This is a genomic window from Roseovarius sp. (genome assembly GCF_027019125.1).
Classification (GTDB): Bacteria; Pseudomonadota; Alphaproteobacteria; order Rhodobacterales; family Rhodobacteraceae; genus Roseovarius.
On sequence record NZ_JALUXE010000005.1, the window covers coordinates 18741 to 42111 of the forward strand.

20 protein-coding genes are annotated in these 23371 nt (G+C 63.6%); 2 read left to right on the forward strand and 18 right to left on the reverse strand.

Going from position 1 to position 23371, the window contains the following annotated elements; translation table 11 throughout:
• Nucleotides 1-18: 18 nt before the first annotated feature.
• The 9 genes from MVC20_RS03140 to MVC20_RS03180 all read right to left on the reverse strand — a co-directional run bounded on the left by MVC20_RS03140 (nucleotide 19) and on the right by MVC20_RS03180 (nucleotide 10584).
• On the reverse strand, nucleotides 19-471 hold the full coding sequence (locus tag MVC20_RS03140) for a cytochrome c-type biogenesis protein (RefSeq protein WP_297538360.1): 453 nt from the start codon (nucleotides 469-471) through the stop codon (nucleotides 19-21).
• On the reverse strand, nucleotides 468-2432 hold the full coding sequence (locus MVC20_RS03145) for a heme lyase CcmF/NrfE family subunit (protein WP_297538362.1): 1965 nt from the start codon (nucleotides 2430-2432) through the stop codon (nucleotides 468-470). The genes MVC20_RS03140 and MVC20_RS03145 overlap by 4 nt, the downstream gene beginning before the upstream one ends.
• 75 nt (nucleotides 2433-2507) lie before the next feature.
• Nucleotides 2508-3074 carry a holin family protein gene (locus MVC20_RS03150; protein ID WP_297538364.1) on the reverse strand — a complete coding sequence of 189 codons (567 nt, stop codon included), beginning with the start codon at nucleotides 3072-3074 and terminating at the stop codon, nucleotides 2508-2510.
• On the reverse strand, nucleotides 3068-3676 hold the full coding sequence (locus MVC20_RS03155) for a holin-associated N-acetylmuramidase (protein WP_297538366.1): 609 nt from the start codon (nucleotides 3674-3676) through the stop codon (nucleotides 3068-3070). The genes MVC20_RS03150 and MVC20_RS03155 overlap by 7 nt, the downstream gene beginning before the upstream one ends.
• Before the next feature lie 144 nt (nucleotides 3677-3820).
• Entirely contained in the window at nucleotides 3821-4267 is a 447-nt protein-coding gene (gene ccmE / locus MVC20_RS03160; protein WP_297538368.1) for a cytochrome c maturation protein CcmE, read from the reverse strand.
• 14 nt (nucleotides 4268-4281) lie between these two features.
• Nucleotides 4282-5310, reverse strand: a complete 1029-nt coding sequence (gene argC, locus MVC20_RS03165) for an N-acetyl-gamma-glutamyl-phosphate reductase (protein WP_297538370.1) — start codon at nucleotides 5308-5310, stop codon at nucleotides 4282-4284.
• An 81-nt stretch (nucleotides 5311-5391) separates the two neighbouring features.
• A complete protein-coding gene (locus MVC20_RS03170; RefSeq protein ID WP_297538372.1) occupies nucleotides 5392-6204 on the reverse strand; it encodes an aspartate/glutamate racemase family protein in 813 nt (270 codons plus the stop codon).
• Nucleotides 6205-6222: 18 nt separating this feature from the next.
• On the reverse strand, nucleotides 6223-7086 hold the full coding sequence (locus MVC20_RS03175) for a lysophospholipid acyltransferase family protein (RefSeq protein WP_297538374.1): 864 nt from the start codon (nucleotides 7084-7086) through the stop codon (nucleotides 6223-6225).
• 78 nt (nucleotides 7087-7164) lie between these two features.
• Entirely contained in the window at nucleotides 7165-10584 is a 3420-nt protein-coding gene (locus MVC20_RS03180; protein WP_297538376.1) for an indolepyruvate ferredoxin oxidoreductase family protein, read from the reverse strand.
• Nucleotides 10585-10752: 168 nt separating this feature from the next.
• On the opposite strand from MVC20_RS03180, the gene MVC20_RS03185 reads away from it, so the two are divergent.
• Nucleotides 10753-11658: a LysR family transcriptional regulator gene (locus tag MVC20_RS03185; RefSeq protein WP_297538378.1), complete on the forward strand. Its 906-nt coding sequence runs from the start codon at nucleotides 10753-10755 to the stop codon at nucleotides 11656-11658.
• 218 nt (nucleotides 11659-11876) lie between these two features.
• On the opposite strand, the gene MVC20_RS03190 is transcribed toward MVC20_RS03185, so the two are convergent.
• The 9 genes from MVC20_RS03190 to MVC20_RS03230 all read right to left on the reverse strand — a co-directional run bounded on the left by MVC20_RS03190 (nucleotide 11877) and on the right by MVC20_RS03230 (nucleotide 22182).
• Nucleotides 11877-13007, reverse strand: coding sequence for a Xaa-Pro peptidase family protein (locus MVC20_RS03190; RefSeq protein WP_297538380.1), 1131 nt, complete (start codon nucleotides 13005-13007; stop codon nucleotides 11877-11879).
• Nucleotides 13004-14035 carry a pyridoxal-phosphate dependent enzyme gene (locus MVC20_RS03195; RefSeq protein WP_297538382.1) on the reverse strand — a complete coding sequence of 344 codons (1032 nt, stop codon included), beginning with the start codon at nucleotides 14033-14035 and terminating at the stop codon, nucleotides 13004-13006. Before MVC20_RS03195 ends, MVC20_RS03190 begins: the two co-directional genes overlap by 4 nt.
• Nucleotides 14036-14110: 75 nt before the next feature.
• On the reverse strand, nucleotides 14111-14899 hold the full coding sequence (locus tag MVC20_RS03200; RefSeq protein WP_297538384.1) for a xanthine dehydrogenase family protein subunit M: 789 nt from the start codon (nucleotides 14897-14899) through the stop codon (nucleotides 14111-14113).
• A gap of 11 nt (nucleotides 14900-14910) precedes the next feature.
• On the reverse strand, nucleotides 14911-17274 hold the full coding sequence (locus tag MVC20_RS03205) for a xanthine dehydrogenase family protein molybdopterin-binding subunit (protein ID WP_297538386.1): 2364 nt from the start codon (nucleotides 17272-17274) through the stop codon (nucleotides 14911-14913).
• Nucleotides 17275-17394: 120 nt separating this feature from the next.
• A complete protein-coding gene (locus MVC20_RS03210) occupies nucleotides 17395-17880 on the reverse strand; it encodes a (2Fe-2S)-binding protein (protein WP_037271115.1) in 486 nt (161 codons plus the stop codon).
• A 116-nt stretch (nucleotides 17881-17996) separates the two neighbouring features.
• The gene (locus MVC20_RS03215; RefSeq protein WP_297538390.1) at nucleotides 17997-18989 is read right to left on the reverse strand and encodes a molybdopterin-binding protein; all 993 of its coding nucleotides are present in this window, start codon (nucleotides 18987-18989) and stop codon (nucleotides 17997-17999) included.
• Nucleotides 18986-19948: an XdhC family protein gene (locus tag MVC20_RS03220; protein WP_297538392.1), complete on the reverse strand. Its 963-nt coding sequence runs from the start codon at nucleotides 19946-19948 to the stop codon at nucleotides 18986-18988. The genes MVC20_RS03215 and MVC20_RS03220 overlap by 4 nt, the downstream gene beginning before the upstream one ends.
• A gap of 4 nt (nucleotides 19949-19952) precedes the next feature.
• The gene (locus tag MVC20_RS03225) at nucleotides 19953-21215 is read right to left on the reverse strand and encodes a VWA domain-containing protein (protein ID WP_297538490.1); all 1263 of its coding nucleotides are present in this window, start codon (nucleotides 21213-21215) and stop codon (nucleotides 19953-19955) included.
• A gap of 58 nt (nucleotides 21216-21273) precedes the next feature.
• Nucleotides 21274-22182 (reverse strand): MoxR family ATPase, encoded by a 909-nt coding sequence (locus MVC20_RS03230; protein WP_297538394.1) that lies wholly within the window; start codon nucleotides 22180-22182, stop codon nucleotides 21274-21276.
• A 202-nt stretch (nucleotides 22183-22384) separates the two neighbouring features.
• On the opposite strand from MVC20_RS03230, the gene MVC20_RS03235 reads away from it, so the two are divergent.
• Nucleotides 22385-23335, forward strand: a complete 951-nt coding sequence (locus MVC20_RS03235; RefSeq protein ID WP_297538396.1) for a phosphoadenosine phosphosulfate reductase — start codon at nucleotides 22385-22387, stop codon at nucleotides 23333-23335.
• Nucleotides 23336-23371 lie beyond the last annotated feature (36 nt).

Consider the following 23371-nt stretch of genomic DNA (forward strand, 5'->3'; position numbering starts at 1 on the left):
GCCAAGCGAAACCGCGCGTCAGTCCTTGAGGATTTCGCGCAGACGGTTTTCCTCGGCTTCGCTCAGCCGGGCAACCTCGGTCTCGGGCGTGCGTGCCCGACCGCGCAGGTAAACTGCGCCAATCAACAGGCCAGCCCCCAGCATGAGCGGCCCCGCCCACCACAACAGCAAATTGGCCCCGCCCGAACGCGGCTTGAGCAGGACATATTCACCATAGCGCGCCACGATGAATTCGACCGCCTCTTCGTTGGTGTCACCTGCCACAAGCCGCTCACGCACCAAAAGCCGCAGGTCGCGGGCCAATTCCGCGTTGGAGTCGTCAATGCTCTCATTCCGGCACACGAGGCATCGCAAGCCCGAGGAAATATCCCGCGCCCGCGCCTCGAGCACGGGATCATCCAGGATTTCATCAGGCTGGACCGCAAACACCGGCGCAGCGATCACGCAGAGCGCAAGGATGAGACGTTTCATTCCGCAGGCACCCCTTGCGGCATCTTGCGCGCCCCGGCGGCCACCCGGTAGCGCCGGTCGCTAAGAGACAGCAATCCGCCAAGCGCCATCAGGATAGAGCCACCCCAGATCCAATTGGCCAGCGGTTTGTAATAGCTGCGCACCGCCCAGCCTCCGCCGATCTGCGGGTCACCGATCACGACATAAATGTCGCGCAGGAACCCGTTGTCGAGCGCCGCCTCGGTCGTAGGCATCTGCGCCACGGGATATTCGCGCTTTTCCGGCTGCATCTTGGCGATCTCACGCCCGTTCTGGGTCAGGGTAAAGGTCGCCATGGTGGCAAGGTAATTCGGGCCTTGCTCGTCATGCACCTCGTCGAGTTGCAGGGTGTAGCCCGCAATGTCGAACTGCTCGCCAACCTGCAGGACGCGGATGTCTTCCTGTTGCCAGGCCATCATCGCGGCAATCCCGGCCATGGTGACACCCAGACCGCCATGCGCCACCGCTTTGCCCCAATCGGCGCGCGGCAACCGGCTCAGACGGGCAATCCGGCCAGCCCCACGCCCCGTGCGCGACCAAAGATCGACAGCCGCCCCACCAATCAGCCATGCCGCCAGAAAGAGCCCCACAGGACCAAGCGCCGAGCGGCCGGTCTGCATGGCCCAGGCCAGCGCCCCGATCGCAACGGCGAGTGCGAATGCCGGGGCCAGTTGCCGGATGATCCGGCCCAACGTGGCGCGCTTCCATGGCAGCATCGCCCCCACCGGAAGGATGAGACCAAGCGCGACCATGAAGGGCGTGAAGGCCGCGTTGAAAAACGGCTCCCCGACCGACAGCTTGCGGTCAAACAGCATTTCGGCGACGAGCGGCCAGATGGTGCCGATGAAGACCACGAAACAGGCCACGGCCAGAAGCAGGTTGTTGAGCACCAGCACGGATTCACGGCTGACAAGGCTGAACACGCCCTTGGCCTGCATCACGCCGGCACGTGCGGCAAAGAGCGTAAGCGCGCCCGCCATGAACACCGCCAGAATTCCGAGCAGGAACACACCGCGTTCGGGGTCCGTGGCGAAGGCATGCACGCTCGTCAACACACCGGAACGGGTGATGAACGCGCCCACCATGGAAAAGCCGAAGGCGATAATCGCCAAGAGGATGGTCCAGCTTTTCAGGCTCTCGCGCTTTTCCACGACAATCGCGGAATGCAGAAGAGCAGCAGCAATCAGCCAGGGCATGAAGCTTGCGTTCTCAACCGGGTCCCAGAACCAGAAGCCGCCCCAACCCAATTCGTAATAGGCCCACCAAGAGCCAAGACCGATACCGATAGTCAGGAAGATCCACGCCGCCAGCGTATAGGGCCGCACCCACCGCCCCCAGGCGGCATCCACGCGCCCTTCGATCAGCGCGGCCACCGCAAAGGAGAAGGTCATCGAAAGACCGACATAGCCAAGATAGAGGAACGGCGGATGAAACGCCAAACCGGGGTCCTGCAAGAGCGGGTTCAGATCCTGCCCGTTGAAGGGCGGCACCGCCATGCGCAAGAACGGGTTGGAGGTAAGCAGAATGAAGGCAAAGAACGCCACCCCCACCATTGCCTGCACACTCAGCACGCGCGCGCGCAGCGAGGGCGGCAGATTGGAGCCGAACCACGCCACCGCCGCGCCAAAGAGCGTGACGATCAGCACCCACAAGAGCATCGAGCCCTCGTGATTGCCCCAGACGCCCGTGACCTTGTAGAGCATCGGCTTGTCCGTGTGGCTGTTGAGCACCACCAGACGCAACGAGAAATCCGAGGTGACAAAGGCCCATGTCAGCGCGGCAAAGGCCACAGCCGTCAGCAGGAACTGGATCGTGGCCGCTGGTTCAGCAAGCGCCATCCATCCCGGCCAGCGTTTATAGGCCCCTATCAGGGGAATGGTGGCCTGAACGCAGGCCACCAGAAAGGCGAGGATGAGGGCGAAGTGACCGAGTTCTGTAATCATGCCGCGAATATAGGACACGACCACGTCCCGGCCAATCGCAATCGTCACGCGCCTTGGATCACATTGTCGCGGGGCTCAACCGCGCCGCCGCCATTCCGCCAACGCGGCATTGTCCGTCGGGGTCAGCGCGCTCAGCGCGACCTGCGCATCATTGCTGCTGTCGGCCACTCCGGGGCTGCTGGGACGCAGGCTGCGCAAGCTCTGGATGCTCTGCGCCACCTGCGGCGCGCGGGCGATGGTGCTCACGACCGCGCGTTGAAACTCCTGCCCCTTGGCCTGATAGCGCGCACCGAAATAGAAACTCACGATCGCCCCCAGCAGCCACCAGAGCGGCTCGGGCACAAGCGCCAGTCCCGCCATGCGTTCGCCGAACCATAGGGGATCAACCATCGCCGCCACGAAAAGACCGATCGTGCCAAGTGCCATCGCGGGGCGCGGAATGCGGTTCAACCCGTCGATGAACCGGTCGAACAGCCCCCGATTCTCCAGACGAAACTCGCCCGCCATCTGTTCCAGCGCCGCACGCTGCGTCTCGACGCTGCGCTGGTCGGCGGCCTCGGCATTGACGCGGAAAACCTCGGCGGTTTCGCGCACCACATTGGCACCGCTGCCGAAAAGCGCTCGCAATATATCCATCACCATTCGCTGACCCTCGCGTTGAACTCCGCCTCACTCAGATGAAAGCGCGGCGAGATGAACTCTTCCGCGCGCCTGATCCACCCGCCTTTGGCCCCCGCGCGGCTGCGCGCGAATTTGCGGCTGGCAGGGCGGGCATCAGCCAGGCGCAGGTAATAATTGCGCCGCGCGATCCCGTAGGCATCCCCGATATGCTCCGGCGCGGCCCTCGCTGCGGCCTCTGCCGCCGCCACGGTCTGAGGCCCGATGAGGCCATCCACCTCCACCTCCTGCCCCATCTCGCGCAGCAGCCGTTGCAGGATCTTGACCGCATTGGCCCCGGCATTGACATACATGTCGAACACGCTGGCTTGCAGGCTCTGAGGCAGGCGCGCAATGCCGGGACGCTGATAATAGTGGCTGATGAACAGCGCCACCGCCTGATCCCGCGTGAGCGCCCGCACGTCCAGCGCATCGACCACCCCGTCGCGCGTCAAGTCCATGCCCAAACGCCGCATCGTATGGATCGTCACTCCGAAATTCGTGGCCCCGCCCGGGTCGTCGGGATCGTCCACATAGCCGCCCTCACGGGCGACGATCTCTTGCGCTATCCGCTCGATAGACTGCATGGCCTGTCCTGCCTTCCCTTGTGACACACAAGGGACAGGATCGCGGCCAATCGTTAACGCGGTTTTCTCAGAGCGTTCTTGCCCTGTCCTGATCCGTCACGGGCTTCTTCTTGGCGAAAATACTCAAATCCCGCGACCGCCACCCTAGCTGCCGTTCGGCTCCTTGTAGACACCCTGCTCCTTGAGCGCGTCCACCACTTCCTTGGGCATATAGGTCTCGTCATGTTTGGCGAGGATTTCGGTGGCGACAAATACCCCGTCGCGATAGCTGCCCGTGCCGACCATCCCCTGATTTTCTTCAAAGAGATCGGGCAGCACGCCTTTGTAGGTCACGGCCACCACACCGTTGCCGTCGGTCACATTGAACCGGATGGTTTCGCTCTCGCCGCGCTTGAGGCTGCCTTCTTCCACCAATCCGCCGATACGGAACACCTCCGACGGGCTGGGCGGCTCGGCCAGAACCTGCGTCGGCGAGCGAAAGAAGTTGATCCCGTCGCGCATGCCATAGCCGATCAGCGCAGTGGCCATCACAAGCGCCACGGCGGCGATTGCAATGATCTGAACGCGGCGCTTTTTCTTGAGCGATTTCATCGGCGTAGCCCCTATTACGGAAAGACGGGGGCCAGCATAAGCCCCGTTGTCTCAGGCTCAGATAACATCAGGTTGGCGTTTTGCAACGCTTGCCCACTGCTACCTTTTGTCAGGTTATCCAGAGCAGCCACAACGATTGCGCGCCCCGCGCGCCGGTCCGCCACCACGCCGATGTGGCAGAAATTGCTCCCGCGAATATGGCGCGTGCTTGGGGTCTCGCCCATCGGCAGAACCACGATGAAGGGCTCGTTGGCATAGGCCGCCGCCAGCGTCGCATGGATTTCCGCCGCCTCGCCCCGGACATAGCCGGTGGCGAGAATCCCGCGATTGGCGGGGATGAGGTGCGGGGTGAACTGGATTTCAACCGGCCGGCCGGCAAGCGCGGAAAACTCCTGATCGAATTCGCCCAAGTGCCGATGCGTGCCGCCGACCGAATAGGCATGATAGCCCTCGCTCAGCTCCGCATGGAGTAGGTTCTCCTTGAGACTGCGCCCCGCCCCGGACACGCCGCATTTGAGATCGAGGATGATCTCATCAAGATCAATCACCCCGCCCGCAATCAGCGGGCGCAGGATGTATTGCCCGGTTGCCGCATTGCAGCCCGTGCCCGCCACCAGCCGCGCCGTCCGAATTTCCTCGCGGTAAAACTCAGTAAGGCCATAGACCGCCTCTTTCTGCACCTCGGGCGCAGCATGGGCGTTGCCATACCATTTCCGATAGGCCTCCGGGTCGCGCAGCCGGAAATCCGCAGACAGGTCCACGATCCTGAGATCCCGCGGCAACGCGGCGATCACCTCTTGGCTGGTCTTGTGCGGCAGCGCGCAGAAACACAGGTCAATGCCTGAGAAATCAATCTCTTCGATGGTGACAAGATCGGGCAAATCGAGATGCCGCAAATGCGGAAACACCTGCCCCATGCTCTGTCCCGCCTTGGAATTGGCCGCAAGCGCGGTGATCTGCATGGCCGGATGGGTGGCGATCAGCCGGACGAGTTCGGCCCCTGTATAGCCGGAAGCGCCCAGAATGGCGATTTTATGGGTCATCGTGACCTCACTTTCAGATGGGTTAAGGATATTTCAATTCCTGCCTCGCCGCAATGCGGGGCGATGCCCTTGGCCTGCGCGTCAGGCCGCCACAAACGTTATTTCTCGTCGCAAGAACTGCGTGGCCCGCGAGGAAACCCGCTTGGGATCACCGGTGGTCAGGAACGCAGCCTCGGTGCCCGGCCCGATCTTGTTCGGATGGCGTCCGAGGTAATCCGCGAGGCTCGAGGCCACCAGATTGGGCTGCGAGTAGACCGCCACATCGGGGCCGAGCGCGTCCTGAAACACCTCTTGCACCAGCGGATAATGCGTGCAGCCCAACACCGCCGCCTCGGGATGCGGCATCTTGCGCTTGAGCGCGTCGACATGGCTGCGCACCAGCGCCTCGGCCAGGATCATGTCGCCATCCTCGATGGCATCGACCACGCCGCCACAGGCCTGCGCCTCGACATCAACGCCAATCGCACGAAAGGCCAGCTCGCGCTGAAATGCGCGGCTGCGCACGGTCGCCGGCGTGGCAAAGAGCGCCACATTCTTGACCGCCACCTCGCGGGGCGGAGAGTTGTCGCCCCATTGCCGCTCAGTCAGAGCCTCGATCAACGGCACGAATACGCCCAATACACGCTTGTCCCGCGGCACCCAGGATTCCTGCATCCGCCGCAGCGCCGCCGCCGACGCTGTGTTGCAGGCGAGGATCACGAGATCACAGCCCGCCGCAAAGAGGCGATCCACCGACTTGGTGGTCAGGTCATAAATGTCATCGGCATCGCGCACGCCGTAGGGCGCGTGGGCGTTATCGCCGAGATAGACAAAGGGAACCTCTGGCAAGCGTTTGCTCACCGCATCCCACACCGTCAGGCCGCCCAGCCCGCTGTCGAATATCCCTACCGCCATGTCCCAGGTCCAGTGCCGTTACTCGAATTCAAACCCGATTTCAGAGGCGACAATCGGGCTTGGGGACAATTCATAGGTCTTGGCGCGCAGGAACGCCATGAGGGATTTCGTATCACCCGCATATTGTGCCAGGGTGTTGCGCGGGATGGGGTCGCCCACCACGACGCGCACGGGCGTATCCACGCGCTTGCGGAATTCCTTGATCAAGAGGCCCATGCGCAGCGTCACATGCAGATGGCTGGCCAGCTGAAACAGGCGGCTCGTATGCCCATCGAAATAAACCGGCACCACGGACGCCTGCGATTTGGCGATCATCTTGGCGGTAAAGCCGCGCCAACCCGGGTCCATCGGGCGCGAAAAGGGCTTGGCCGCCGTGCTGACCGTACCGCCCGGAAAAATGCCGATCGCGCCCCCCTGCCCCAGATAATCAAGCGCGGTCTTGCGCGTGGCGAGATTGAGAGCGACGGCTTCCTTGGTTTCATCAAAACTGATCGGCAGGATGACCTTGTTCAGATCCTCGGCCTTGCGGAAAATCTGATGCGCCAGGATACGGAAATCGCCGCGCGTCTGGCTCAGGATATGGCCCATCATCAACCCGTCGAGTATGCCATACGGGTGATTGGCAATCAGAACCAAAGGGCCCTCGCGCGGAATATTATCAAGGCTTCCGCCCACCACATCCAGCGTAAGGCCATAGCGCTCGACGATCACTTCCCAGAAATCGCGGCCCTGCGATACCTCGGTTTCATAGCCCGCCGCCCGCTTGATCAACGAGATCCGCCCGGTGAGGTTCTCCATCGTGCGGATCATCGCGCGCCCGCCCTTGGTCTGGGCAGAGTAGGAATAGGAAATGTCACGGGCAATCTGGCGATCTGTGCGCATGGGCGATCCTCGGCTGAGTCGCGTCTCGTTAAAATTATGCGACAGATGTGACCAGATCACGTGACAGTTTTGTGACGCCTATTCCGCCGCCTGTGCCATTTCCGCCCCACCCGACCGGATCACGGCCAAAAGCTCGGTGCGCCGGGTCGCCGCCTTGGCGGCGTTGGCCTCTTTGACCGGGCCAAAACCCCGGATCGACAGCGGCAAGAGCGCAAGCGCGATGATTGCGTCACGGGTGCGCTCTGTCAGCTTTGGCAAGACCTCGGCCATATCCCTTTCGAATTGGCTGATCAGCGCACGCTCCATTTTCCGCTCGGCGGTGCGGCCAAAGGGATCGAGCGGCGTGCCGCGCAGCACCTTCAGCCGCGCCAGGAGACCGAAGCTCCGCAGGATGCCGGCACCGAATTCCCGTTTCTTGGGGCGCCCGTCGCTGCCCGTTTTTGACAGCATCGGCGGCGCGAGATGGAATTTCAGCGTGAAATCGCCGTCAAACTCGGCCCGTGCCTTCTCTGCCGTTTCCAGATGCAGACGGGCGACCTCGTATTCGTCCTTGTAGGCCAAGAGCTTGTGATAGCCCTGCGCCACCGCGTCCTTGACACCCTCGTCGGTGATCCCGTCCAGCAGACGCCGGTAGCGGCGCGCCAGCCGCTTGCCCTGATAGTCGGTCAGATGCGCCTCGCGATAGGCGATGCGCTCGGCCAGCGTTTTCGGCTTGGCGATCACCTTGGGCGTCAACAGTTTCTCGGCCTCCGCCGGATAGAGCGCCGCCCAACGGCCCACCTCGAACGCCCGCAGATTGGCGTCCACCGCCGCTCCGTTCAGGCGAATGGCCTCTGCAATCGCCGCATGGCTGAGCGGGATCAACCCGCGCTGCCACGCCGCGCCAAAGATCATCATGTTGGAATAGATCGAATCGCCCATCACGGTCTTGGCCAGATCAGAGGCATCGAACATCTGCACCCCGTCGCGCAACCGCGCCTCGAGCGCCAGACGCAGCCGGTCTGCGGGCAGGGTGAATTCGGTGTTGCGGGTGAAATCGCCAGTGATGATCTCGTGGCTGTTGACCACCGCCCCGGTGCGCCCCTGACGTGTGAGGCCCAGCGTCTTGGCCCCGGCGCTGACCACCAGATCGCCGCCGATCAGCGCGTCACATTCGCCCGTTGCCACGCGAATGGCGCTGATATCGTCGGGATTCTCGGCCAGACGGCAATGGATATGCACCGCGCCGCCCTTTTGTGCGAGACCGGCCATCTCCATCATGCCAGCCCCCTTGCCATCAATCTGCGCCGCCTGCGCCATCACCGCGCCGATGGTGACAACCCCGGTGCCGCCCACGCCGGTGATGACCACATTGTAGGTGCCGTCTATCGCCGGAAGCGCAGGCGCGGGCATCTCCGGCAGGGTCAAATCGGCAGTGCTGTCCTTGCGGACCTTCGCGCCTTCCAGCGTGACAAAGGACGGGCAAAACCCTTTCAGACAAGAGAAATCCTTGTTGCAGCTGGATTGATCAATCGCCCGTTTGCGGCCCAGTTCGGTTTCCACGGGCACGATCGAGACGCAATTGGACTGCACCCCGCAATCGCCGCAGCCCTCGCAGACGTCCGTATTGATGAACACGCGGCGATCCGGATCGGGGAATTTACCCCGCTTGCGGCGGCGGCGCTTTTCTGCCGCGCAGGTCTGGATATAGAGGATCACACTCACCCCTTCGACCTCGGCCAGCCGCTCCTGCACCGCCATCAATTCGGATCGTTCCGAGAATTCAACACCTTGCGGAAAGGACTTAAGGTCCACATCCTCTTTCTCGTCATAGACGACCGCCAGATGCTTCACCCCCATGGCGCGCAGTTCAGCGGCAATGCGCGGTGCGTTCAGCCCGCCTTCATTGGCCTGCCCGCCGGTCATGGCCACGGCATCGTTGTAGAGAATCTTGTAGGTGATCGTCGTGCCCGAGGCCAAGGCCGCGCGAATGGCCTGCACGCCTGAATGGTTATAGGTGCCGTCGCCAAGGTTCTGGAACACATGCTTGCGCGTCGAAAACGGCGCTTCGCCGATCCAGTTCGCCCCTTCGCCGCCCATATGGGTAAAGCCGGTCGTTTCGCGGTCCATCCACTGCACCATGTAGTGACAACCGATCCCGGCATAGGCCCGCGCGCCCTCAGGCAGGCGGGTTGAGGTGTTGTGCGGGCACCCAGAGCAGAAATAGGGCAGACGGCTGGCAATCTCGGTGGCGTTGTCGTTGCGCCGCGCCTCGCTCAGCGCGTCGAGCCCCGCCTTGATCCGGTCGGTGCCGCGCCCCTCTTCGATGAGGATGGCCCCCAGCTTTTCCGCGATCCAGATCGGATCGAGCGCGCCGCGCGTCGGGAACAGCTCCTCTCGGTGCATGCCGCCAGCGCCGCCCTTGTACCAGCCATAGACGCGCCGCCCGCGCCGGTCGTCGAAAATCGCCTCTTTGATCTGCACCTCGATGAGCTTGCGCTTTTCCTCGACCACCACGATCAGCTCGAGCCCTTCGGCCCAGTCGTGAAACCCCTGCATGTCGAGCGGAAAGACCTGCCCCACCTTGTAGGTGGTGATGCCCAACCGCTCCGCCTCTGCGGCATCGACCCCCAGAAGGTCGAGCGCATGCACCAGATCAAGCCAGTTCTTGCCCGCCGCGACAAAGCCGATCTTGGCCCCCGGCTTGCCCAGGATCCGCTTGTCCATGCCATTGGCGCGGGAAAATGCCTCGGCGGCGAAGCGCTTGTAGTCGATCATCCGCGCCTCTTGTGCATGCGGCGTATCAACCAGGCGAATGTTCAACCCGCCATCTGGCATCGGGAAATCGGGTGTCACTAGCTGCACGCGGTCCGGGCGGCCATCCACGACCGAGGTCGCCTCGACCGTGTCCTTCATCGTCTTGAGCCCGACCCAAAGGCCGGAAAACCGGCTGAGCGCATAGCCATAGATGCCGTAATCGAGAATTTCCTGCACGCCCGCCGGGCTGACCACCGGCATATAGGCGTCCACGAGCGCCCACTCGCTCTGATGCAACACGGTCGAGGATTCGCCGGTGTGGTCGTCGCCCATCGCCATCAGCACGCCACCATGTTTGGACGTGCCCGCCATATTGGCATGGCGCATCACATCGCCCGAGCGGTCAACCCCCGGCCCCTTGCCGTACCAGAGACCGAAAACACCGTCATATTTACCTTCGCCGCGCAATTCTGCCTGCTGCGATCCCCAAAGGGCGGTCGCCGCCAGATCCTCGTTCAACCCCTCTTCAAAGCGCACCTGCGCCGCACGCAGCACCTTTTCCGCGCGCCGCATCTGCTGATCCACCGCTCCGAGGGGTGAGCCGCGATAGCCCGTTACATACCCGGCTGTGTTCAACCCTGCCGCCCGGTCCCGCGCCGCCTGCATCAGCATCAGCCGCACCAATGCCTGCGTGCCATTGAGCAGGACAGGGGATTTCTCGAGATCGAAACGGTCGTTCAGCGTTACCTTTTGCGTGGTCATAGCGTGCCTCCCTTGGTTGAGGGCCTTGCCTCAATATAGGGCAATATTAGGTCATAATTTATGACCTACCAAGGAGAATTTTGTGAAAATGTCGCAGCTGTCCTATAAGCGATGGATGATTATCTGCTATTACGTTATCGATGCGGGTTTCCTCAGAAAGCGAAAGTTATGGATTGGGACAAGCTCAGAATCTTTCACGCCGTCGCGGATGCGGGCAGTCTCACCCATGCCGGAGAGCAATTGCACCTGTCGCAATCCGCGGTCAGTCGGCAGGTGCGCGCCCTTGAGGAATCGCTCAATGCCACGCTTTTCCACCGCCACGCACGGGGGCTGATTCTCACCGAACAGGGGGAATTGCTGTTCGATGCCACGCGCGCGATGATGAAGCGTCTCGACGCCGCGACCGCCCGCATTCGCGATAGCGAAGAAGAGGTGTTCGGCGATCTGCGGGTGACCACCACCACCGGTTTCGGCACGCTCTGGCTCGCCCCGCGCCTGCCGAAACTCTACGAGAAATACCCGGACCTCAAGATCGACCTGATGCTGGAAGAGCGTGTGCTCGACCTGCCGATGCGCGAGGCCGATGTGGCCATCCGCATGAAGGAACCCTCGCAGGCCGACCTCATCCGCAAGCGGCTGATGAGTGTGCATATGTGCCTCTATGCCACGCAATCCTATCTGGATGCGCATGGAGAACCTTTTACGCTCGAAGATATGAGCGGCCATCGCCTGATCTGTCAGAACCCGCGCTCGGCGCAGGTGGGTGCCGGTGCAATGCTGGTGAACGAGCTGATGACAAATGACATCTCGTCGCTCTTGACCGTCAACAACTACTTCGGCGTGCTTCAGGGCGTGTTGAACGATCTCGGGATTGGCGTTCTGCCCGATTACCTGATCCGCGACTTTCCACAGCTTGTCCGCGTCCTGCCCGAGGTGCAATCGGTCGAAGTACCCGTATTTCTGGCCTACCCCGAGGAATTGCGCCACTCCAAGCGGATCGCCGCCTTTCGCGATTTCGTTCAGGATGAAATCATCTCTTACCGCAAAACGGTTAAGGAACAGGCAGTTAGCTAAGGTTTCATGCACATCCGGTTTCAGCCATGCGTAGACCGCATAGCGGACATGATGCACCTGCGGCAATTTTAATCTTGATTGGTCAGAACTGCGCCCTTATTTGCCAATCGTGACGGTGATAGCCGCAAGGCGGTCACCATCATACCTCCCTGTTGGACTTCGGCCGAGCTTAGTGCTCGGCCTTTTTTTTCGTTCCGCCGCAATTTCAGGCAGACCGCTCAGATCACCGACAGGGTCGATGCCGCAAAACGGGACAGGCGTTGTGCCCTACCCTCGCGGATCACGATGTTCTCCTCATGCACCATGATCATTCCCGGCGCGAGCTCCACCCCCGGCTCAAGCGTGATCACCATGCCGGGCTTGAGCAGGCTGTGATCCTTGTGTGTCAACGACAGACCTTCCGTCAGCTGCATACCAAGCCCATGCCCCAGACGACCCGAGGTTTCATCGCTGCCCGTAATCCGCGCCATTGCCCGCCAGACATCAGAGGCTGTGGCCCCCGCGCGCGCGGCCTCTTCCCCGGCCTCCGTCGCCTCGATCAGCCGCGTGTGGGCGGCGCGTTGCGCTGCCGTGGCATGACCAATCGCGAAATTCCGGTCATAATCGCAAAAATACCCATCCCAGACCGCGCCGGTATCGAGCATCAGAACATCGCCCGCTGCCAATGGCGCCTCTCCCGCAGGCGAGATCACATCGGCGTAGCCCATTGGCCCGGCCCCCCCCGCGATATAGGGCACCCAATCCGCCCCTTCCTCCAGCAAGAGTCGCTGAAAATCGCGAAAGACCGCGCTGAGCGGCACACCGGGCTGCGCAATCTCGCCCACACGGTCAAAGGCGCGCCCGGCAATCCCGCAGATATGTGCGATCTTGCCGATCTCCGCCTCGGATTTGACGGCACGCAGCCCCGCCATGATCCCGGCATCATCGCGAAACACAAACGCACTCGCCCGCTTCACCCGCTCGAATTCCGCCAAAGGCATGCGCAGGTGGCTCTCGGGGCCCGAGGGCACGCCCACCGGCCCGCCAATTTCGCGCAGCGTGTCGGCCAAGAGCGACACGCCATCATCCTCGGGGTCGGGGGCCGCCCATGTGCGAATATCGCTGATCCAGGTTCGCCCCATCAGAGGCGCGCCAATCGAAGGGATCACCGCCACCGGATCGCCCATCGCAGGCAGGATCAGAAACCACGGGCGGCTCGGGCTTTCCCAGAACCGGGTCAGAAAGCCGGTGAAATAACGGATCTCCGGCTCTGTCGTCAGCAAGAGCGCCCCAAGCCCCACCTCGGCCATGCCGGATTGTGCCTTGCGCAGCCGCGCCTGAAACTCATCCGGCGCAAACCCGCGCCTCATGCTTCGGGCCCCTCACTCAGGATGCACAGCACCCGCGCATCGGCCCCAAGCGTCAGCCCCGCCAGCGCCGCCACCCCCGCCGCACCCGACGGCGTCGTTGCCAGCCCAAGTGCGGCCAATCCCTCCAACACCGCCTCGGCCTCGTCGTCCGTGATCGTCACGAATGCATCCGCATCCCGCGCCAAGCCCTTGAGTGCAATGAGCGATGGCACCTTGCAATCAAGCCGCCCCATGTTCGACACCGGCCCGGCTGTCTCAACAGGTCGCCCCGCACGGATGCTCTCGAAAAGGGCGGGCGCGCGGTCGGGTTCCACCACGATGATCCGGGGCGTGTCCCCCCAGACCCGTCGGAACCATGCCGCACAGGCCCCGGCAAGCCCCCCAACACCCGCCTGCAACAGGATATGGGTGGGCACCTCCGGCATCTGGCGCGAGGCCTCCTCGGCCATCGCGAGATAGCCCTCCATCAACCGATGTGGCAGATCGAAATACCCCGGCCACGAGCTATCGGATAACAGCGTCCAGCCCTGATCCAGCGCCGCGCGCCCCGCCGCGACCATACTGGCCTCGTAATCCGCGCCCTCGCGCACCACCTCTGCCCCCTTGGCGCGCAGTCGCGCGGCAAAACCCTCTGGCACCGTCTCGGCCAGATAGATCACCGCCCGCGCCCCAAAGAGCCGCGCCCCGGCCGCCACCGACATGCCGTGATTGCCCGCGCTCGCCGTCACATAGGTGCGTCCCGCCAGCGCGCAGGACATATCCGCAGCCCCGGTCTCAGCCGCCTCATGGGCGATCACATAGGCCGCGCCCAACGCCTTGAAACTGCCCAGCCCCATGCGTCCGCGCTCATCCTTGGCCCAGACTTTTGGCGAATGGCCCGCCACAGGCACCAGCGGCGTTTCCGCCGCGGCCGGGCAGCGTCCCAAGAGCGCGAGCACCGCGTCCGCATCCACACTGGGCCACGGTGCCCCGGTCAGCACCGCCTCGGGCAAGCCGGTGCCGCGCCACGGATTGTCGATCTCTTGCATCTCTTCCCCTGTTCCTTATGAAAATGGCGGGTCCAGAGACCCGCCATTTCAAACCTCAACTTACTCTAACAGCGCTCAGCTTGCTGCCGCAACTGCCCGGCGCGTCATCACGCCCACAAGATGCGCGCGGTAGGCTCCCGATCCATGCAGGTCCGAGATCATGCCGTCCCCCGACAGGCTCAGCCCATCCAGCGCCTCGGGCGCAAAATTGCCCGACAGCGCCGCCTCGGCCTCGGCCCAGCGGAAAACGCCCTCTTCCGAGGCCCCTGTCACCGCCACACGCACGCCGTCCGCGTATTTGGCAACGAACACACCCACGAGGGCAAAGCGCGAGGCGGGCTGCTCGAACTTCTGATAGCTGGCTTTTTCCGGCACGGGAAAGCGCACTTCGGTGATGATCTCGCCATCCTCAAGGGCCGTGGTGAACATGCCCTGAAAATAATCATCCGCCGCGATGCTGCGGTTGGACGTGATCACCGTCGCCCCCGACCCCAGAACCGCGGCCGGATAGCACGCCGAGGGATCGTTATTGGCAAGGCTGCCGCCGATGGTGCCGCGATTGCGCACCGCCGGGTCGCCGATGTGTCCCGCCAGCGCCGCCAGCGCCGGATAGGCCCCGGCCCCTGCGGCCACAGCGGCATGGGTGGTGCCGCCACCGATGCAGAGCGCACCATCATCGGCGGTGCAAATCCCCTGCATCTCCTTGATGGCCGACAGGCACACCAGCTTGGCAGGTGCGGCCAGACGCTGTTTCAGCGTCGGGATCAGGGTTTGCCCCCCTCCCAGCGCCTGTGCTTCTTCCGTGCCCAGAGCCGCAATCGCATCGGCGATGGTAGCCGGACGTTCGATATCGAATGCATACATGATCGCTCTCCTTAGCCTTGCATCGCTTGCCAGACGCGCGACGGCGACAGCGGCATGTCGATATGGGTGATGTTCCGGCCTGACCGTTGCAGCGCGTCGACCACCGCATTGACCACCGCGGGCGGGCTGCCGATGGCCCCGGCCTCGCCACAGCCCTTCACCCCCAAGGGGTTGTGCGTGCAGGGCGTCTGACAGGAATGATCGACCTGATAGAACGGCACATCGTCAGCGCGGGGCATGGCATAATCCATGTAAGAGCCGGTCTGAAGCTGCCCGTTCTCATCATAGACGCAGGATTCGAGCAGCGCCTGGCCAATGCCCTGCCCGATACCGCCATGCACCTGCCCCGACACGATCATCGGATTGATGATATTGCCGAAATCATCGGCGGCGGCGAAACGCTCGATCGTCACCTTGCCCGTGTCCGGATCCACCTCGACCTCACAGGCGTAGGCGCCAGACGGATAGGTGAAATTCGACGGATCGTAAAACGCCGTCTCTTCCAACCCCGGCTCGATATCAGCCAGCGGATAGTTGTGCGGCACATAGGCGGCGAGGGTCACATCGCCCCAGGCCACGGATTTGTCCGTACCTGCCACGCTGAACTTGCCATCTTTCAGCTCGATGTCGGCTTCCGAGGCCTCCATCAGATGCGCTGCGATCTTCTTGGCCTTGTTGATGATCTTTTCGGTTGCCCGCACCATGGCCGACCCGCCCACGGCAATCGAACGGCTGCCATAGGTGCCCATGCCCATCGGTGTGTTGGCGGTGTCGCCATGCACGATCTCGACTTGGGCGGCGTCGATGCCGATCATATCGGCCACCACCTGCGCAAACGACGTCTCATGCCCCTGCCCGTGGGAATGCGAGCCGGTCATGACCACCAGACCACCCGTGGCATTGACCCGCACCGTGGCGCTCTCATAGAGACCCGCGCGCGCGCCCAATTGCCCCACAAGGTTCGAGGGCGCGATGCCGCAAGCCTCGATGTAGCAATTGATGCCCAGACCGCGCAGCTTTCCCTTGGCCGCACTTTCCGCGCGCCGCGCCTCGAAGCCCGCGAAATCCGCGATCTCTTCGAGCTTGTCCATGGTGGCGTGATAGTTGCCAGTGTCATATTCCACCGCCACGGGCGTGGCATAGGGGAACTGGGTGATGAAATTCTGACGGCGCAACGCAATGGGATCAACGCCCAGTTCCCGCGCCGCCTTGTCGATCACCCGCTCCAGCTGGAACGTGGCCTCGGGGCGGCCTGCCCCGCGATAGGCATCGACCGGCACGGTATTCGTGAACACCGCCTTGACGTTTACATAGATCAACGGCGTGCGGTAATTCCCCGCCATCAGCGTGCCATGCAGCCAGGTCGGCACCGACGGCGCAAAGGTGCTCAGATACGCCCCCATATTGGCGTAGGTATCGGTGCGGATGGCGGTAAAATTGTTCTCCGCATCCAGCGCCAGTTCGATCTTGGTCACATGGTCCCGCCCATGCGCGTCGGTCATGAAGGCCTCGGAGCGCGAACAGGTCCATTTCACAGGGCGGTTGAGCGCCTTGGCGGCAAAGGTGCAAAACGCCTCTTCCGCGTAGTGAAAGATTTTCGAGCCAAAGCCGCCACCCACATCGGGGGCCACGACACGCAATTTATGCTCGGGGATGCCCAAGACGAACGCGCCCATCAAGAGACGGATCACATGCGGATTCTGGCTCGTGGTATAGAGCGTCGAGTCGCCGGTCGAGCGGTTGAAATCGCCCACCGCCACGCGCGGCTCCATCGGATTGGCCACCAGCCGGTTGTTGATCAACTCAAGCGTGGTGACATGCGCCGCCTTTTCAAAGGCCTCGTTCACCGCTGCCTTGTTCTCTTCGACGAACCCCCAGTCGTAGCAAAGGTTGCTCTTGAGGTCGTCATGCACCAGGGGCGCACCCTCTTCGAGGGCTTTCTTCATGTCCACGACCGCTGGCAGTTCCTCGATATCGAGCTCGATTGCCTCGGCCGCATCGCGCGCCTGCGCGTAGGTCTCGGCCACCACGGCGGCAATCGGATCCCCCACATGACGCACCTTGCCTTGTGCCAGCACCGGATGTCCCGGCTCCTGCATCACCTCGCCAAACCGGTCCGTGACCTGCCAGCCGCAGGGCAGGCCGCCCACACCTTCGAAATCCTTGCCGGTAAAAATCCGCAAGACCCCCGGCATGGCCTCGGCTGTGCTGGTATCCACCTTGTTCAGCCGCCCGTGCGCCACATCCGAACGCAGGAAATGCACATAGGCCTGCCCACGCAGATTGATATCATCGGTGTAATTGCCGTTTCCGGTCAGAAACCGGATATCCTCGCGCCGCTTGGTGCTGGCGCCAATGCCTCCGTCTTTCGGCATGTCGTTCTCCTCCCTGATCGAACGGGGTTTGCCCCCATGATCACCCGCAGCGCGTTCACTGTTCCCCATATACTCCGGGGGTGCGCCGCAGGCGCGGGGGCAGCGCCCCCGATGTTCCTGTTATTCCGCCGCGATCCGGCTCACATCCTGACCGCTGGCGGCCAAGATCGCCTTGACGATGTTGTGATAGCCCGTGCAGCGGCAGAGATTGCCCTCTAGATAATCCCGCACCTCCGCCTCTGTCGGCGTCGGGTTCTCGGCCAGAAGCGCCGCCGCAGACATCACCATGCCCGGCGTGCAGAACCCGCATTGCAGCCCGTGATGATCCTGGAACGCCTGCTGAATCGGATGCAGCGTGCCATCCGGCTCGGCCATGCCTTCGATCGTCTTGATCTCGGCACCTTCCGCCTCGGCGGCGAACATGGTGCAGGATTTCACGGCCTTGCCATCGACATGCACCACGCAGGCCCCACATTGGCTGGTATCGCAGCCCACATGCGTGCCCGTCAGGCCAAGGGTCTCTCTCAGAAATTCGACAAGAAGCGTGCGGCCCTCGATCTGGCCCGACGCTGGCTTGCCATTCACGGTCATCTTGACCTCAGGCATTGGCTCCTCCCGGTTTGAATTGTCCGTCTCCTCATGAGACCTTAGTAGGAAAGGCCCCGCTGTCCAGTGCGACTAAAGCATGCCTCCCACGACTTGAGAACCCGGTTTCTTGCGCCTCAGCCGCGGCCACCCCGGCGCGGTTGAGGCCGGGTCGGAATTTCCTTGAGCAACCCGCCCACGCCCATTGCCGCGATCTCGGCTGCACCACAAGGCAGACCACAGGCCACCCGTGCCAGCACCCAATCGGCCCCATGCAGTACCGGGCTGCGCGCCGAGCCGGGCAGGCCGATGACAGGCCGTGCGCCCTGACGGCCGAGAAAGAGCAGGTTGCCGGGGTCCACAGGCATACCGAACCGCTCCACCATTCCGCCGGCTGCGCGCAGCGCTTGCGGTGCGGTGTCAAAGGGGTCCGACGTGGCCGACGCGGTGAGAATCAGCACGATGTCGCCCTTGGCCCCGGTGATTGCCGCCGCCAGCGCCGCCTCCTCATGCGCACAGAGCACCGTTTCCACCATTTCCATGCCCAGCCCGGTGACACGCGCCGCAATCGCATCGCCCCCCTTGTCGCCCGGCCCGCCGGGTTGATCGGTGATGATCAGGCTTGCCGTGCGATACTGCGCCACCGCCAGCCGCACCGCGCCGCGCGCGGCCTCTGCCGCCCGCTCCAGCGCCGCGCGCGGAACACCATAGGCGATGATCTTGACCGTGGCGATCATGCCGCCGGCATGAACCTGATGATGCGGCACCACGGTGGCCACGGTGATCATCGGATCGACGGCATTGGCCGCATGAATCGCCGCCACATCAAGGCAGACCACGCCGGGCCGCTCGGCCATCAGGTTCACCCGGCCTGTAAAGGGCGCGCCGCAGACCACATCGCTTGCCCCCTCGGCCAAGGCTGCGGCCAGCCCCGCCGCGGCCTCATTCTCGTGCATATCCTCTGGGTCCAGCATGGCCACCGTGACCGTGCGATACCCCGCCGCGCGCAGCGCCGTGATCTGCGCGGCATCCAGCCTGGCCCCCTTGCGCAATCGTCCCGACGCCACCTGCTCGGAATGCGCAAGAATGCCGCCTTCCGCCTCCTCCAAGGGCACGGGGCCAAATCTCATGCGCCGTGCCTCAGCACGCGGGTCATCTCGGCCAGAATGCTGACCGCGATTTCGGACGGGTTCGCCGCACCAATGTTCAGCCCGACGGGGCCATGAATCCGGGCGATGTCAGCCTCGGCAAAGCCCGCCTCCTGCAACCGCGCCACCCGCTTGGCATGGGTGCGGGTCGATCCCAGCGCGCCGATGTAAAACACCTCCGACCGCAGCGCCTCGATCAGCGCCGGATCATCCAGCTTGGGATCGTGCGTCAGCAGCACCAACGCGGTGCGCGCATCCAGACCAAAGGCACGCACGCCCTCGTCGGGCCAGTCATGCACCACAGTCTCGCCCGGAAACCGCGCCTCTGAGGCAAAGCTGTCGCGCGGATCGATGATCAGCGGATCATAGCCCGCAATCCGCGCCATCGGGACGAGGGCCTGCGCAATATGCACCGCCCCCACGATAATGAGGCGCAAGGGCGGATTGTGAATGGCCACGAAGGTCTCGCCATCGTCCTCAAAGCCCGAGCGATCCATGCGAAATCGCGCCACGTGGCCCTCGCGCTCCAGCCGCCGCCCACCCGGCCCGGTGACATAGGCCACTGGCAGCCGCGCCTCCCGTGCCAGGACCAGATCGGCCAGCAGCGCCTCGGGCATCACCGATCCGACGGGTTCGACCAGAACCCGAATGGTGCCGCCACAGGCCAGCCCCACGGCAAAGGCATCGCCATCCGACACGCCATAGGTCAACAGCACCGGCTTGCCCGCCTCTATTGCGTCAAGCGCCTCGGCCACAACGGCCCCCTCGACACAACCGCCCGACACCGATCCGGCGATCTCACCGGCGCCGGAAATCGCCAATTGGCTGCCCACCCGGCGCGGCGCGCTGCCCCAGGTCTCGACCACCGTCGCCAACGCCGCCCTCTTGCCCGCCCGATGCCAGGCCAGCGCCGTCTCCGGGATGTCGTCAAAGCGATCCATTCTCTCAACTCCCCTGCATGGCCGCCATCAGCCGTGCCTTTTCGCCACTGTCATCACGGCGCGAGATGGCTTGGGCCAGTTCCTCCAGCGTGGCGATGGAATGGCCCGCGCGGAACGCGTCCACATGCGGCAACATCGCCTTGATCCCTTGGGCCTTGGGCGCGAAGCCTTCCCAGCGCAAGAGCGGGTTCAGCCAGATGAGCCGCCGTGCGCTGAGGTGCAGCCGCTCCATCTCGTGGCTCAGGGCCTCGGGCGCATCGCGGTCCAGCCCGTCGGTGATCAGGAGCACCACCGCCCCCTGCCCCATCACCCGCCGTGACCAGTCGCGATTGAAGGCATGCAGACAGGCACCGATGCGCGTGCCACCCTCCCAATCCTGCGCCTGTTTTCCGGCGGCGGCAAGGGCCGCATCCGCATCCCTCGTCGCCAATTGCCGGGTGATATTGGTCAGTCGCGTGCCAAAGGTAAAGGCATGCACCTTTGCCCAGCACGCCCCTTTGTGATTGGCGACAGCATGGAGAAAATGCAAAACCATACGGCTGTATTGGCTCATGGAACCAGAAATATCGCAAAGCACCACGAGGTTCGGCCAACGCTCGCGCGGCTTTTGCCAATGGATCCGGCGAAGCTCGCCCCCATGCCGCAGGCCCGCGCGCAGCGTCCGCCGTGCGTCCATGCGCGCGCCGTTCGGTGCCGCCATGCCGCGCCGCGAGGCAAAGGGTTTCACCGGCAGCGTGAGCCGCGCCAACATGCGCTTGGCCTCTGCCGCCTCTGCCGTGCTCATCTGCTCGAAATCGAGACGCCGCAGACGTTCCTCGCCCGACATCGTGGCGGTTGCATCAATCTCGATCTGGACCTCGTCCGTGTCGTGCTCTTCGATCTGCGGCGCATCGCGCATCACCCCGTCGAGCAGCGCCTCGGCCGCGCGCTTCTCCGCTGCCTGCGCGCTGCGGTCCTCCTGCACGCCGCGAATGGCGGGCAGCATCATCGCCATCATATGTTCCATGTAACGCGGGTCGCGCCAGTAGAGCCGGAAAACCTGCGCAAAAACAACGAGATGCTCTGGGCGCGTCACCAGGCAGGCGCGCAGGGTATAAAAGAAATCCATCCGGCTGGAGAACCCAGCCGCGGCCACCGCCCGGATCGCATCCAGCACCCGCCCCGGCCCAACCGGCAGTCCCGCCGCCCGCAGCGCGCGCGCGAAATGGGTGATGTTATGGCTCAGCTTGGGATCGTCCGGCAGGTCGAGCGGCGCGTATTCGGTCATGGCGCGACGTGGGGGCGCTGCCCCCACACCCCCGAGGTATTTTGAGCCAGATGAACCATCACACCGGTTCCAGCCCGGCGCGCACCTCATCCAGCAGGCGCTTGGCCTCGGAGCCCTGCAATTTTGCAATATCGTCCTGATATTTCAGGATCGCACCCAGCGTATCGGCAATCACCTCGGGGCTCAGGCTGATCACATCGAGCGCCAGCAGGCACTTGGCCCAGTCGATCGTCTCGGCCACCCCCGGTTTCTTGAACAGATCCTCGGTGCGCAACCGCTGCACGAAGGCCACGATCTCGCGGCTCAGCACCTCTGCCGCCTCGGGCGCGCGGGCCTGCAATATCTCGATCTCGCGCTCGAATGTCGGATAGTCGACCCAGTGATAGAGACAGCGCCGCTTGAGTGCATCATGCACCTCGCGGGTGCGGTTCGAGGTGAGAATGACGATGGGCGGCTCGGGGGCATGGATTGTTCCCAGTTCCGGGATCGTCACCTGAAAATCGCTGAGGGCCTCGAGGAGAAACGCCTCGAACGGCTCGTCCGTGCGGTCGATTTCGTCGATGAGCAACACCGGCGCGCCGCCCGGCTGGGGGCGCATCGCCTGCAAGAGCGGGCGCTCGATCAGGAACTCTTGGGTAAAGAGCTCATCTTTCAGATGGCTGCGGTCCACGCCCCCCGCGGCCTCTGCGGCGCGTATGGCGATCATCTGGCCCGTAAAGTTCCACTCGTAGACGGCGCTCGCGGCATCCAGCCCCTCGTAGCATTGCAAGCGGATCAACCGCCGCCCCAGCGCCTGCGCCAGCGCCTTGGCGATCTCGGTCTTGCCGGTGCCGGCCTCGCCTTCGAGAAAGAGCGGACGGCCCAGCGTCAGCGCCAGATAGGTCACGGTGCCCAACGCCCGACCACAGACATAATCCTGCTCCGCGAGTATGCGCTGTACCGCGTCAATGGATGAGGGGTTTTGCACGCTAAAGCCTCCGCTTGCCGCCGCCTGCACCAGAACTGCATAGCAAGTGCTCCGGGGTCAAGGGCAGCGCCCTCGCCAAATTGTGGGAGGCTTCGTCGAAAGCCCACGCTTTCTCCAAAGTTTCGCCCGATTTCACCGGCACTCTCACGTGCAACAGGCCCGCATCCGAACGGTGCCACGACGATCGAGGACTTGAGCGACCATGCAGGACAATGCCGATATCTTTGATGCCGATCTTTCCGGCCTGGATTGGGCCGCGTGGTGCGAGCGCGCCAACGAGTTGGCAGGCGATGACGGCTATGCCGAGCGCCTGGGCGACAGACACGCCGCCATTCTGATCGAACGCAAGCCCACGCTGCTTGTCTCCTTCGAGGCGTTTCACCGCCTGCCCGCGCTCTCGCCGCAGGCACAGCCCCTGGGCTGGGCGCTGACCAAGGCATTGGGCTGGTCGCATCTCTGCCTTATCTCGGAACGCGACACATGGTTCCGCGACGGTCGCGTGTACGGCTATTTCGACCGTCTCATCGACGACGGCTTTTTCGACGATTTCGAACAGGTGATCTTTTACGGCGCAGGCCCCTGTGGTTATGCGGCGGCGGCCTTTTCCGTGGCGGCCCCCGGTGCCAAGGTGGTGATGCTCAGCCCACAGGCGTCACTCGACCCGCGCGTCGCCGAATGGGACGACCGATTCCTGCGGATGCGGCGCGTGTCGTTCAGCGACCGCTATGGCTATGCCCCCGACATGCTCGATGCCGCCGCCGCGGCGGTCTTGCTCTACGATCCCGAGATCGAGCTTGATGCCATGCATGCCGCGCTTTTCACCCGTCCCAACGTGATGAAATTCCGCACCCGCTATCTGGGGTATCAGATCGAACCGGCGCTTTTGCGCATGGGCGTGCTGTTCCGCTTGCTGGCGCAACTGAGCGCCAACCGCCTCACCCGGCTCAGCCTCGCACAGCTTTATCGCAAACGGCGCGAGGATACGCCCTATCTCGCCAGCGTCATGCAACGCCTGATGGCCGATGAGCGGGATCATCTGACCATCCTGCATTGCCGTAACGCCATCGCGCGAGGTGTGGGTGGCCCCCGCTTCCGCCGTGCTCTGCGGCATGTGCTCTCGAAATCCCCTGACAAAGACGACGCGCAGGACTAGGCGACCTCTGGTCTTGGCCCACGCGATTGTGTATGC